The sequence below is a fragment of the Pseudomonadota bacterium genome (assembly GCA_011049115.1).
In the GTDB taxonomy this organism is placed as follows: Bacteria; Desulfobacterota; Anaeroferrophillalia; order Anaeroferrophillales; family Tharpellaceae; genus DSCM01.
Genome location: DSCM01000112.1, coordinates 1 through 12,812 on the forward strand (window position 1 = coordinate 1; position 12,812 = coordinate 12,812).

The following is a 12,812-nucleotide window of genomic DNA, read 5'->3' on the forward strand; positions in this document are numbered from 1 at the left end:
CGGGCCGAAAACAGAGCCTGACCGAGCAGGCCGATTCCGACCCAGATCATTGATTCGTCCATTCTTCTTCCTCCGTTTCCACCGCCTGACTGCGCCGCATCAGCCAGGCTACGCCGATCAGATTGTATAAGGCCGTGGCCCAGACGTTTCCAGGCGCCGTAATGGGATGAGCCCTGTTTCCGGGGCCGGTGCCTGACTTCCACGGAAAGGGTCCGGCCGCCGAGCAGCCGGGCCCGGACCTGGTTGGTCACCCAGGAGGCCACACGCCGTTCAAGGTTGTCGCGGCGCTGCCGCCGGCGGCCGGCAAGCATCAGTTTCTCCCGCGGCGCCGGTTCCAGCAGATAGCGGCGCAGGAGTTTGTCAATGTCCGCCGGATCATTCTGGCCGTCGCCGTCGAGGGTGACAATCAGCGGATGCCGGGCTCGTTTGATACCGCTGATCAGGGCCTGGCTCTGACCATGGCAGTGGCGGTGTCGCAGCCACCTCAGTTCCGGATATTGCCGGCGCAGCTGCCGCGGGCGGTTCCGGCTGTCGTCGTCGCTGCCGTCGTCAACGAAGATCATCTCAAAATCATGTTCCGGGCTTAGGGCCTGTCTGATTTCTGCCGCCAGCGGCGCCAGATTCTCGGTCTCATTGTGGACTGGAATCACCAGGGATAATTTAATCTGCCTCATTTTTATCCTATTCCGAGCCTTGAACCGGCGGGCGCCTGGTCGCAGTTAATTCCGCTCAAACTACTTTTTTCCTCGATAAGGCCGGAGCGAGCCATCCGTAACTCAGGTTAGCTGGGCTTATTTGGTTGTTCCGGGGTAATGCTAGCAGATGGTTTCTGAAGAAAGCGTGAAAACAGCTTTGCTACCGGGATTGTTTCAGCTTGGGCGCGGGGCGGATCCCGCCGCCTCGAGGCCACGATCCGGCAGCTCCACCCGGTAAACCCCGAGAAAACCGTTGCATTTTTCAGTGGAGATCAGCAGGGTCCGGTCATCCTGCCAGGTGATGCCTTCGGCCTGGGCCCCCTTGAGGTCCGGCAGGGTGATGATCCGGGGACAGGGGTCCGGAGGGCTGTCGGGATTAAAGTGCGGCAGCAGGCAGATAAAGGGGGTGTCGGTGCGGCCGATCAGGGCCAGGGTGCCATTGTCGGGATTGTAATCGGCGCCGCTGATAACCCCGTCCAGCTTTAAATGAAAAGGATTCACGGCCCGGTGAAAACCGGGACTTTTGGGAATGCGGTAGATGCTGGTGAACCCCTGGTTCTTGCTGAAAAGCACCAGCTCCTTGCCGACGCAGGCTAAAGCCTCGCTGTTGTGATTTTTCAGGCGGCGGTTGATCAGGTCGAGGTGCCTGATCTCGTAACTGATACTGATCGGTTGCGCCAGCAGCTGGCCGTTGCCGCTCAGGGGGATATCGGCTTTGGCAATCCGGTAGATTTTGAGGTCGTGGCGGTTGTTGTGGTTATTGCCCAGGTCAGAGATATAAATGTAGTCCTCGTCTGCACTGATATCTTCCCAGTCGTGATTTTGGGCGTCAGTGATTTTCAGAGTCTGGCGAATCCGGCCGTTGCCGGGGTCGACGCGGTAGAGTTCGGGGCGGCCGCCGCTGTCGTTAAAGGTCCAGAGCCCGTCGGCAGTATACTGGAGGCCGGAATTCTCGTTAAGTTCAGCGCCCAGGGCGCAGACCAGGGTACTGGCGGCCGTGGTTTTATGGGCCGGGGCGGCAAAGTGTTCGGGGCCGGCATTGGTCAGCAGCCTGACCGCCCGCTTCCGGTTGCGAAAGGGGGTTTTTTCGAAAAGAACGCGCAGACCCTGATCCGGCAATAGTGGCCAGGCGCTGCTTTCGGCCAGCAACAGAAAAGGCTTGCCCGCGGCCAGGGCCTGAGGCACGTCGCTCTCTTTCATTTCCGGGATTGGTCGGCCCAGGTAGTAGGCCAGCTGCAAAAATTTCAGTTCATTGGCGCAATACAGCGGCGCCCGGTCTGCAACCGCGTGGATTGCGGCCAGCAGCGGGGCGAAAGCGGAACTGCGGTGGACGTAAATCCGGGGTTCGACGACCGCGAAAAAAAGCAGGTGAGCCGCCAGCAGGCCGCCGGCGCCCCGCAGGAAATATTTTTTTAGCCGCTCCGGATAGCGCGGTTCGAGCTGCTGAAGAAAGTCCAGCAGAAAAACCGCCAGACAGACGGCCAGGGCCGGCAGCAGGGGGAGAATGTATTTGTTGTGTTTGCTGGCGAACAGCGACATGATGATCAGTGGCACCAGGGCCTGCAGGGTGAAGAAGATAGTGGTGGGCTCAGCCAGCAGCCGTCGGGCTCTTTTCCAGCGGATGACCGGCAGCAGGGTCCAGGGGGCGAAGATGCCGATCAGATTGATGAAGTAATTGTAAAAAGGTTTGCTGTCGGGCAGGCCGCCGATACTTTTACCGAAAAGGTCAATTTCGATGACCTGGCGCAGCAGCGGCCCGGCCGTGGAAAACCAGATCAGCAGGTACCAGCCGCCACCGACGATCAGCACCGTCAGCCAGCCGGAAAGCGAGAGCAGGCCGCGGCGGGCGCGGCCGCTTTTCTCGACGAGAATAAAAACCAGCCCTGGTGGGAGGAAAAAAACCAGGGCGACCGGACCCTTGGTCAGAAAAGCCAGTCCCAGGCAGAGGTAGCTGAGGTGCAGGTAGCGGCGGCCGCGACCATGGCAGTAATCGAGAAAAAAAAGGTTGGCGGCGACGCAGAAAAAGGTCAGCAGCATCTCGATCTCAGCGAGATGGGCGTGCTGGCTGAATGGTATCGAGGTGGCCAGAACAAGAACCGCGGCGATGGCGAGATCGCGGCCGAGATAGCGTCGGAGAGAAGCAAACAACAGGGCACAGGTGCCTGACGCAGCCAAGACCGAGGGTAGGCGCAGAGCCCATTCGGCAGTAGTGCCGCAGATGCCGGCGGACAGGGCCATCAGCCAGTAGAGCAGCGGGGGCTTATCGATATAGACATGACCGTTCATGGTCGGAATCAGCCAGTTGTGCTGACGCAGCATCTCGACCACGGTCAGGGCCCGGCGCCCTTCATTGACTCCGGCCAGAGGCATGGTCTGGAAACCCCAGACCAGAATCAGGCCGGCTCCCAAAAGCAGGAGATTACCGGCGGTGATGGAAAAAAAAGGGGTCTCTTGCCGCTTGGCGGTGCTGCTGGTTTTGCTCATTATTATCAGTACCTGGAGGTCGAGTCACAGTGCGGTTTAAAGAGTGACGGTCTGCTGGCGGCGGCTGGCTTCCAGGGCGGCGTCGATTACCCGGACGGCGGCGGCCCCGGCTTCGGCCCCGGCCCGGGGCTGCCTGCGGCCGCGGACGCAGGCGATGAAATCCTGGAGTTCAAGCAGCAGCGGCTCCGAGGGCGGAATCTCTTTTTCCATGATTTCCCCGGCGATTCCTTGCCAGGTTCCCTGTTCCCTGACATGGCGGTTGTTGAAAATTGTGATTTTATCCTGGGCCGCTGCGAAATTGCAGACCAGGGTCGCCTTTTCTCCGATCACGGTAACCAGCCGGGATTTATGAGGAGAAAAATAGTTGGCTTCAATCACCGCCCGGGTCTCGCCGTAGGCCAGCCAGAGCCAGGCCTGGTCGTCGAGGCCGCGACCCAAAAGGTCGTGACACTGGGCCATGACCCGGTCAGGGGTCGCGGCCAGCAGGTAGTTGAAAAGATCGACGAAATGAATGGCGTCTGAAATCGTGACCCCGCCGTCATCGCGGGGACGTTTGAAGCCGGAAAAACTGCCGCTTAAAGAGCGGATAGCGCCCAGTTCCCCGGCCTCGATCGCGTTTTTCATGTAGGCAGAGGCCGGATCGTAGCGGAAAACATGACCGACCTGACAGAGCACTCCGGCTTGCTTGACCGCGGCGGCGAACTCGTCGGCTTTGGCGCTGTTCTCGGCCAGGGGCTTCTCGCAGAAGATATCCTTGTGTCGGGCCATGGCGCTGATGGCGATGGGAAGATGGGTCTGGGCCGGAGTAACGATATCGACGGCGTCGACCCGGTCGAGAAAATCCTCGAAGTTTTCGCTGACATGGTCCGCGGGCAGGCCTTCGCTGAGGCAGCGCCGGCGTTCGTCGGCCGCGAGTTCGGCAACAAAGACCTCGACCCCGAGACCGCGCAGAATTCTGAGATGGTTACTGCCCCAGCGGCCGCTGCCGATCTGTAATATCTTCATTCGCAATACCTCCTGAAAAGGCCTCACTGGCGCGAGGCGGAAAAATGTCAGCGTTTAAGAGCGCGCCTTGAAATCGGCGGTCAATTTTTTATGCAGCAGTTTGGCTCCAACGGCGATCGCCAACAGCAGGATGGAGGCGATGGCGGCCCGGGTGCAGAAACCTTCCTGAGCGCTGCTGCCGTAGAGGGCAAAGACCAGGGCTTCGGGAAGAAAACCGACCAGTGAGCCGGCAATGAACTGAGCCGTTCGCACCCTGGTCACGGCAATCAGAACATTGACCAGCAGGCAGGCCAGTGGCAGCTGGCGGATGAGAATTACCGCGAGAAAGCCGTTGCGGGTGACCAGGCGATCGGCGCTTTCAAGATAGGCCCCGATCCGGCCCGGGAAAAACGGCCGTCCCAGGGCCCGGACCAGCCCGAACACCGGCAGCGAGCCCAACAGTGCCGCCAGTACCGAATAGACCGTGCCCCAGCCGGCGCCGTAGATAATGCCGCCGGCCAGGCTGACGGCATTGCGGCCGACCCCGGCCAGGATGAGCAGGGCGCCGCCGGCGACGAATAGCGTTTTTGCGGCCAACGGCGGCAGCCCGACCAGCTGTTCCCTGAGGAAAGGCAGATGGCGCGGATCGAGATAGTTGCCGAGGCCGGAAAAATGGGTCAACCCCAGCAGGCCGCAGAGGATTGCTATCAGAATCAGGGTGCGCCGTGGAATCCGGACCCCGGAAGCGGTGTTGTCGGCCTTCATCAGAAATTCGTCAATCGCCGGCCGCCTGGGGTTGACCGTCCCGGCAGCGTTGGCCGGGGACACAGCGGCTCTGCCACCAGCGCATGGCCAGGCAGTCGACGAGGCCGCGAAACAGGCGGTTGCCGATCCCATATTTCGACACCCCCAGGCGCCGGAGGCGGTGATTGACCAAAAGTTCCTCGACTTCATAGCCCTGAAGCCGCAGCAGCGTCGGCAGAAAGCGGTGCATGCCGTTAAAAATCGGGATTTCTCTGAGAGCGTCACGGCGCAGGATGCGGAAGGTGCAGCCGGCGTCGCGGATGCGGTCGCCGGTAACCAGGTTGCGGAAAGTGTTGGCCGCGCGAGAGGAAAGCCGTTTGACCCAGTCATCCTCGCGTCTGCGGCGGACGCCGCAGACCGCGGCCACCCCCTGTTTTTCAATCCGGGCGAGCAGATTGGGGATGTCGGCCGGGTCGTTCTGGAGATCGCCGTCCATGGTAATGATGTAGCGGCCTCGGGCCCGATGAAAGCCGCTCGCCGTGGCCGCGCTTTCACCGCAGTTGCGCCGGTGAAAAACGATCTTGAGGCGGGGTTCGCGTGTGCCGAAATCCGCCAGTTTTTCCCGGCTGTGGTCGCGGCTGGCGTCGTCAACACAGATGATTTCGAAGGCCCGCCCGAGTTTATCCAAAGCAGTCGTCAGCTCTTCCAGCAACGGAAAAATATTTTCTTCCTCGTCGAAAATCGGAATGACGACCGAGAGCTCAGGTTTATACGTGTTCATGGCAACCTCTACCTGCAGCCGCCGAGAAAATCGGCAATGGCCCTGACTACCGTTTCAATTTCGGCGGCGCTGATGTAGGGGAACATCGGCAGCGACAGGACTTCGGCGGTCGCGGCCTCGGTTCGTGGCAGACTGCCGGCTTTCAGGTCGAGGTACGCGTAGGCCGGCTGCCGGTGCAGCGGCTGGGGGTAATGGAGGCCGGTCTGGATGCCTTTTCCCTGCAGATATCGGCGCAAAGCCTCGCGTTTCGGGTGACGGATGACGTAGAGATGCCAGATGGCCTCACCTCCGACCGGAACCTGGGGCCGGATGATTTCCGGGTATGGGGTCAGGAGAACATCGTAAAGGGCCGCGGCCCGGCGCCGGTCGGCATTCCAGTCATCCAGGGCTTTGAGGCAGATTGAAAGCTGGGCCGCTTTCAGGGTATCGAGCCGGCTGTTGGTGCCGATAATCTCGTGCGTGAACTTGTCCTGACGGCCGTGATTGGCCAGCATTCGCACCCGGGTTACCAGTTTTTGGTCGTTGGCGGCCATGGCGCCGCCGTCGCCGAAGGTGCCGAGATTCTTGGACGGGAAAAAACTGAAGCAGCCGGCCTGGCCGATGCTGCCGACCCTTCGTCCCTGGTAGCGGGCGCCCATGGCCTGGGCCACATCTTCAATCAGGTAAAGCCGATGTCGCTCGGCAATCTTTCTCAGCGCATCCATATCCGCCGGAATCCCGTACAGGTGGACCGGCAGCAGGGCCCGGGTTTTCGGGGTGATGGCGGCGGCGGCGGCCTCCGGATCCATGGCGAAGGTTCCCGGGCTGATATCGACGAAAACCACCTCGGCGCCGGTCAGACTGATGGCTTCGGCGGTGGGAAAAGCGGTGTTGGCCACGGTGATGACTTCGTCGCCGGGGCCGATGCCTAAAGCCTGCAGGGTCAGGCTCAGGGCGTGAGTGCCGCTGCTGACGCCGCAGGCCTGGTCGAGGCCCATCCAAACGGCCAGTTCCTTTTCAAAAATCCCGACCTCGGGGCCGTTGATGAAGGCCGAGCGGCTAATGATGTCGTCGAAACTTTTTCTGATCTGCGGTAACAGAGGGGCGAACTGACGGCTGAGGTCAACGAAGGGTACGGACATGACAAAATCTCCCGGCTTGTGGGTTGCTTAATGTTGAGCTTTAGCCTGTATAGTCGGGGAACTCTGAAGAAAGCGTGAACAGGCCTGGATGTTGTTGATGATTCAGTTGCCGTCGCTCAAAAAAAACTCGTATTTACGAGGCCGGGCCGGCGTCACTCCATAAAGCAGCCCGGTATGTCATAAGATTGAGCCGAAAAGGATACCGGGAAAAGTAAACCAGCCCAGCCGGGTTTTGCTTAGCCTCGGGCTTGTTGCCAAAATGACCTCCGGAAAGCTGCAATAAAGTTGAAAGGCTTAATCTTGCATTAGTTCCAAGGCATATTTCCCGTCATGATTGCGGGTCAGGATCACCATGGTTTCCCGGCCATTCTCCTGGGTGAAGGCAAAATCAATAATGTCGCGGGGGAGCCTGGGCGATTGCCAGCTCTCGCGGATTTCTCCGTTTTGCCACTGAATGCCGACAATCTGATCATATTTGACCTGGTTGTCGACGAACAGGTTGAGCCCCTTTTCGGCCGGACCGGATTCAGCCGCGCGGCCTTTTCTGATCAGAAAGATCTGTTGGCCGTAATTGTTGCAATTGATGAAACGTCGCGCCGTGAAGCGGATCTCAGCGCTTTTCGAGTCGGAAAAACCGCCGGTGAATTCAACGTTTTTCAGTTTCTGGTTATAAGGGGTTTCGGCAAAAACGCCATAGTGGTGGTCGGCAGTGATCAGCCTTTCGGAGTTGCGGCCATTGAAACCGGCCAGATGTCCCACTTCGTCCAGAATCAGAAGATGTTCGTCGTTGAAAGGACTCAGATTGAAATTGTAGAGTGAGAAGACATCGCGGGCCGGTTGGTACTCACCGCGGATCGCGAATCCACCGTTATAATAGCCGGCCCAGTGAATAGGGGTTTTATACTGTTTGAAATCGCCCATCTCCTGGGTCAGGAGCACAACTTTTCCGTCCCGTTGTTCGATCGTGCGGAAATAATATGGTAAGTCCCCGCCTAGAAGCTGAAGCGCCGTTTCCCCGGGTTCGAGAATTATGGAATGTAACGAGGTGTCCAATTTGTTGTCGACGATGACGGGGCGGCCGAGGCTCAGATAGATTTCGTCCAGCCCGTTGTGGTTGAAATCGCCGGCATGCAGATGAATGGGAATGAAATCATTGTCGGGCAGGCGATAGCGGGCAACCGGCTTTATTTCAAGGTGGCTGAAAGTATAGATTTCCAGCCACTGGTTGTTGAGGAGGACCAGTTCCTGGCCGGGTTGGTGGTCGCAATCAGCAAAAACCAGACGCTTATAGGGACTTTTCAATTCAATTTTCCCGGCTGCTTGGTCCTCGGATGTCGCTCCTGCGGCCCGGGTAAAGGACTGAGAACCATTGCTGAAAGGCCTAAACTGGTAGCCGGGCGCCGGAGCTTGGAGCAAGGCCGCGCCCTCGGGGCGGGTGATGGCCGGCGCCTGCTCGAGCTGAAAAACCCGCTGGTAAAAAACATTCTGGTCGCGGTCGATCAAGCGACAGCTGACCTGATTTGCCCGAGCTTCAAAAGTGATGATTAAGGGGTGAATACCGTCCGGGTCGGCGGCTGCGATCCGGGTCCAGGTTCTGATAGCATAGGGAATCTGATTGGTTTGTAAGACTTCGGTCAGATCCCGGTAGGGCTGGATGCTCTGCGGGGCGGCGAGGTTGCTGTAGAGGTAGATCCGGTTGTGGCTGAGAGGGAACAGCGGAGCCTGGGGTGGAATCTTTTGTGAACCCGGCAGGATTGTACCGCGGGCCCGATCGCCATGGATCTGGGTCAGGAGCAGGCTGGCGATATTGTCTTGTAGAGATAACGCCGCGCCCGGCAGGCTGTTTCCCTTCGCCACCAGGGTCATGCCGGTGGTGACACCTGACTTTTTCAGGTTGATAATGACGGTTGTGCCCTGGACCATGGCGACTTCGGCAACCGCCAGATTACCCTGATGCAGGCGGCCCTGAATCGTCTGCATCAGATCAGTCCAGGGCGTCGCCGCCGGCAGCGCCGGGCGGTCGCAGGCGAAAGCGGCCACCAGAACCAGCCCCGTAATCCAGATTCTGCCTCTGTGTTTGTTCATTTTTTTCCTCAAATGCCGGTGCGGCCACTGATCAGGGCCTGCATGGCGGTCTGGATGTAGGCGTTCAGGTCTGTTTCCATCATCTCCGCGGTTTCGGACTCGCTGACCGGGGTGGCCCGGCCTTCGGGGTAAAGCTGATAGTCGTAGAGCTGGGGGACGCGTCCGGCCGGGGGCTTGACGAAGATTTTTTCGCCGCGGACGAGGGCGACCGAGGGGTCGCTGCCCGAGGGTTTGATGACGGCGAAACCGGGGTCGTCAGCGGCGGTCTGCAGAAGATTGCGGCCCCAGCCCTGATGTGCAAACGGCTGTTCCAGGAGGCCGAGGATGGTTGGTACGACATCGATCTGGCTGCCGACCAGCGAGCGCCGGGGGCCGAATTTCTCCCTCAGGCCCGGGGCCAGCAGCAGCAGGGGGATGTGAAAACGCAGAAGTTCAATGTCGGTGAGCTGACGCGGAGCGCAGAAACCGTGGTCGCCGACAAGCACGAACAGGGTGTCGTGGTAATAAGGCGCTTTTCGGGCCTGGTCGAAAAAACGGCCCAGGGCCCAGTCGGCGTATTTCATGGCGGTCAAATGGCCGTCGAGCGCACCATAACCGCTGACCCGGGCCATCGGCAGCGGTTCGGGGATCGTGAACGGCAGATGGTTGGAGAGGGTCTGCAGCACCGCGAAAAACGGTTTTCCCCCCTGGTACCGGCAGAGTTCGAGGTGAGCCCGGTTGAACATGTCGTGATCAGAGACCCCCCAGGTCGGGTCGATAAATTCCGGATTTTTGTAATCGTAGCGGCCGATGAACCGGGTCATGCCCTGGTTGCGGAAAAAACCTTCCTGATTGTCCCAGGCGAAATCCCCGTTGTAGATATAGACGTCGTCGTAGCCGCGTTGGGAAAGCTGGTTGCCGAGACCTGAAAAAGCCGCAGCGCCCTGGGGCTGCTGCATCAGGGTTTCAAAGCCGGGGAGGTTGGGAAAACCGGCCAGGGTCGCGAAAATCCCCTGGTGGGTATGAGTGCCGCAGGAAAAGAAATGGTCAAAGAGCAGGCCCTCGGCGCAGAGGCGGTCGAATTCCGGGCTGACCCGGCCGGGGTGGCCGAGGGCGCCGATGAAACTCGCGGAGAAACTTTCCATGAGGATAACGACCACGTTTTTCAGGCCGAGGCGGTTGGGAACCGGTCGGTGAAGCCGCCGGATCGGCGCCTCTTCCCGAAAGTCGGCTTCATCGCCGTTCTGAAGGAGCAGGGCTCGGGTTGTTTCCCGGGCCGTGGTCGGGTCCATGACCTTGAGCCAGCGGCTGCGGCTTTTTTTACGCCGGGAATCGATGACCGCCTTGATCATCGTAAAGATGCCGTTCAAGGCTAGATGGTTGGCGAAAAGATGGGTCGAGTGGTAGGCGTCACCCCAGCGCAGGGGCGGGCCCGAGCGCAGGGTGCCGCGGCAGGCGATGGCATCCAGCGTCGTCAGGGGCAGAAAAAAAACCAGCTGCCGCGGCAGGCCGGGAACGGCGGCGGCGTGGAAAAGGGCGAGGCTGAAAGTGCCGAGCAGGCGGCAGCCGCCCCAGAGCAGACCGCAGCCGATTAGCCACAAACCGAGATAGCTGAGCACCGGGCAGCCGTGCCAGATCATACTGGTGACGGTTTTCGGGTCTTCCTTAAGATAATCGACGACCAGGCTGTTAAGGCGGGTATGAAACTGGCGGTAGAACTCGAGTTCAATAACTCCGAGCAAAAGCAGAAGGCTGCCCCAGCCCGTGACCCAGAAGACGCTGAAACTCAGCCGCCAGGTGCCGCCGGGAAAACACTGCAGGAGTATGGGTAACAGCATGACCGCGCCGATTACCACCAGGTCAAAACGCATTCCGATGAAAAAAGCGCGGACGATCTCAACCGACGGTACGGTTTTGGCCAGTTCTCGGTTAAACCACAAAAGCAGAGCCCGCTGCAGACCGAAAAAGAAGATGAGAATAGCGGTCAGGCCGAAAATCAGAAGTAGTTGCGCCGAAATCATAAAATTTAACTCCCGTACCCTACGTCCTGGCCCTGGCTGTGAGGGCCCGGCCCAGAAGGGGCGACAAAAATCAGCCGTCGTCCCTTCTGGGCCGACGATTGGTTAAAACCCCGATTGCCGGTCCGTGCACTCTGGATCTCCGCCAACCGGTTTTGTTTATCTGGCGGGGAGTTGATAGCAGGTGGTTTCTGAAGAAAGCGTGAATAAGAGTTTTTTGCAGTCTCCTGTTTGACCTCAGCCCAGGCACTCCCGAAAATTTCTCTTGAAAATCACTGCGTATATAACTATATTTTCATGACTGTTGTCCGGTAGAATGACATTTGACCACCTCGGTTTGACGCGACAGGGTTGTCATTTCTGTCTTCATCTTTTTTCAGTCCTCTTCTCTCCGCCGGACTGAAGTCCTTTCCGGCTTACAGGTTCCCGCTGTATAACTGCTAGGAGACGGCACCATAAAAATCTTTTTAAACACAAAAAGAGAGGCGTGGTTTCTGGCAGGCCTCGCCGTGTCATTCCATTCTGCCGGTGGTGAGCCCTGTCCAGAATTTTTCGCGCGGCTCTTCGTCACGAAATGATCAAGTCCGGGCAGATCAACCCGGAGGGTGATGTTGTTTCGCCTTTAGCCTGTTATCAGGTGTTAATCCGCTCGATGAAACATCGTTGGAATCATGTCAAAGTGTTTTCTGCAAGGTAGTTCTTCGGAGTTGAAGTTGTTGGATGGGCCTTGATTAAGGGCCAACGCGGCTTTGGGCCTTTGTGAACCGTCTATTCTGGAAGACATCAGGCCTGAAGATGTATGTCAGTCTGGTGCTTTCGTACACGGCGCGGGTTTGTTTTGTGAACCTTAGCGTTGGCCATGAAGAGGAAGAGAGCTATGACCCACGATCACAGGCCTGAAGTCGCCGATCATAATCGCTCCTTAAACCACGCTCTTGATGCCGTGCCCAGGCACATAGATATCGCCGGTATCACCAAATATCTGCTTGGTGTCGAAAATGTCAGTCGCATTCACGATCTCCACGTCTGGCCGTTGAGTACCACTGAAACCGCGCTGACGGTTCACCTTGTCGTGACGGGTGAGGCGCTGGATAACAATTTCCTGCAAAGACTTCAGCGACATCTGTACGATCATTCCGGTATCGCTCACGCGACCATCCAGATTGAGTCGTCCCTCGGGGAGAACCACTGCATGCTGGATAGGCAATGATCTGAAGACGAGTTCATCGACGTTAGGCCGGAACGTAACCGCTTTCGGCGAAAACGGCTGCGGGTGCCGTTTGTTTTTTTGACAAAGCCCGGTCAAACCATTAATCGCCACGCAACATAATTATTCAGGTGCTCGTAACTGCGCCTGACAGGGAACCCCGCTAAAATCGGGGACGGGCCCGCCGCTGTAACCGGGGCCGAAAGCTATAAGAAACCACCGGCCGCAAGGCTGGGAAGGTAAGGCTATAGGACATGCCTGGACAAATAAGCCGCATCTCGTGGGCAGAGTCGGGCTTAGAGCGTCTTCGTGGATCAAAAAGGGAAATCCCCGAGTCGAAACCAAGGTTTCGGTTCGGGGATTTTTTTGTATTGGAGGCCGCTTTGGGAGCAGGGGGGCGACAGCGAAGTTCGGGTTTCGGCTGCGCTGCCGAAGGTCAGATTTTCAGCCGGTTGGCTGCTCGCCGTTCGATAATTTTGTGCCGGCAGTACAGGCGGAATATAATTAAAGGTGTTGCAAAGATTGGATAAAATATCAATAATAACATTTACTTAATGCAGGAAAACCTCTATAATGGGCATCGATAATCACCACAAAACATCAGCCCAAAATAGAGGTTTTCCATGCTCCGTAAAGATAGCAAAAACGAAGTGAGAGCACAACTCAAAAAAGAGTACCCCAACTGGAAACGTATTCCGAAGAAAATGAAGAAAA

8 protein-coding genes, 1 pseudogene and 1 riboswitch are annotated in these 12,812 nt (G+C 58.2%); of the genes and pseudogenes, 1 reads left to right on the forward strand and 8 read right to left on the reverse strand.

What is annotated here, in order from left to right:
* Positions 1-46: 46 nt before the first annotated feature.
* The 8 genes and pseudogenes from ENN66_09870 to ENN66_09905 form a co-directional block, all read right to left on the reverse strand.
* Positions 47-674, reverse strand: a pseudogene (locus ENN66_09870) (glycosyltransferase family 2 protein).
* Positions 675-869: 195 nt separating this feature from the next.
* Complete coding sequence (locus ENN66_09875) at positions 870-3,179, reverse strand: glycosyltransferase family 39 protein (protein HDS16889.1); 2,310 nt, start codon at positions 3,177-3,179, stop codon at positions 870-872.
* Between the two features lie 36 nt (positions 3,180-3,215).
* Entirely contained in the window at positions 3,216-4,184 is a 969-nt protein-coding gene (locus tag ENN66_09880) for a Gfo/Idh/MocA family oxidoreductase (protein ID HDS16890.1), read from the reverse strand.
* Positions 4,185-4,238: 54 nt separating this feature from the next.
* Entirely contained in the window at positions 4,239-5,117 is an 879-nt protein-coding gene (locus ENN66_09885) for a TVP38/TMEM64 family protein (GenBank protein HDS16891.1), read from the reverse strand.
* Positions 4,939-5,688 (reverse strand): glycosyltransferase, encoded by a 750-nt coding sequence (locus tag ENN66_09890; protein HDS16892.1) that lies wholly within the window; start codon positions 5,686-5,688, stop codon positions 4,939-4,941. The genes ENN66_09885 and ENN66_09890 overlap by 179 nt, the downstream gene beginning before the upstream one ends.
* 8 nt (positions 5,689-5,696) lie before the next feature.
* Positions 5,697-6,809 carry a DegT/DnrJ/EryC1/StrS family aminotransferase gene (locus ENN66_09895; GenBank protein HDS16893.1) on the reverse strand — a complete coding sequence of 371 codons (1,113 nt, stop codon included), beginning with the start codon at positions 6,807-6,809 and terminating at the stop codon, positions 5,697-5,699.
* A gap of 294 nt (positions 6,810-7,103) precedes the next feature.
* Entirely contained in the window at positions 7,104-8,894 is a 1,791-nt protein-coding gene (locus tag ENN66_09900; GenBank protein HDS16894.1) for a hypothetical protein, read from the reverse strand.
* Between the two features lie 8 nt (positions 8,895-8,902).
* On the reverse strand, positions 8,903-10,894 hold the full coding sequence (locus ENN66_09905; GenBank protein ID HDS16895.1) for an alkaline phosphatase family protein: 1,992 nt from the start codon (positions 10,892-10,894) through the stop codon (positions 8,903-8,905).
* Positions 10,895-11,768: 874 nt separating this feature from the next.
* On the opposite strand from ENN66_09905, the gene ENN66_09910 reads away from it, so the two are divergent.
* Complete coding sequence (locus ENN66_09910) at positions 11,769-12,101, forward strand: cation transporter (protein HDS16896.1); 333 nt, start codon at positions 11,769-11,771, stop codon at positions 12,099-12,101.
* Positions 12,102-12,210: 109 nt separating this feature from the next.
* Positions 12,211-12,389: riboswitch (cobalamin riboswitch) on the forward strand.
* Positions 12,390-12,812: the final 423 nt, after the last annotated feature.

Bases quoted from the DNA above. Each gene is read 5' to 3' on its own strand.
- ENN66_09875 (HDS16889.1), bottom strand. From the start codon at position 3,179: ATGAGCAAAACCAGCAGCACCGCCAAGCGGCAAGAGACCCCTTTTTTT.
- ENN66_09880 (HDS16890.1), bottom strand. From the start codon at position 4,184: ATGAAGATATTACAGATCGGCAGCGGCCGCTGGGGCAGTAACCATCTC.
- ENN66_09885 (HDS16891.1), bottom strand. From the start codon at position 5,117: ATGAAGTCGAGGAACTTTTGGTCAATCACCGCCTCCGGCGCCTGGGGG.
- ENN66_09890 (HDS16892.1), bottom strand. From the start codon at position 5,688: ATGAACACGTATAAACCTGAGCTCTCGGTCGTCATTCCGATTTTCGAC.
- ENN66_09895 (HDS16893.1), bottom strand. From the start codon at position 6,809: ATGTCCGTACCCTTCGTTGACCTCAGCCGTCAGTTCGCCCCTCTGTTA.
- ENN66_09900 (HDS16894.1), bottom strand. From the start codon at position 8,894: ATGAACAAACACAGAGGCAGAATCTGGATTACGGGGCTGGTTCTGGTG.
- ENN66_09905 (HDS16895.1), bottom strand. From the start codon at position 10,894: ATGATTTCGGCGCAACTACTTCTGATTTTCGGCCTGACCGCTATTCTC.
- ENN66_09910 (HDS16896.1), top strand. From the start codon at position 11,769: ATGACCCACGATCACAGGCCTGAAGTCGCCGATCATAATCGCTCCTTA.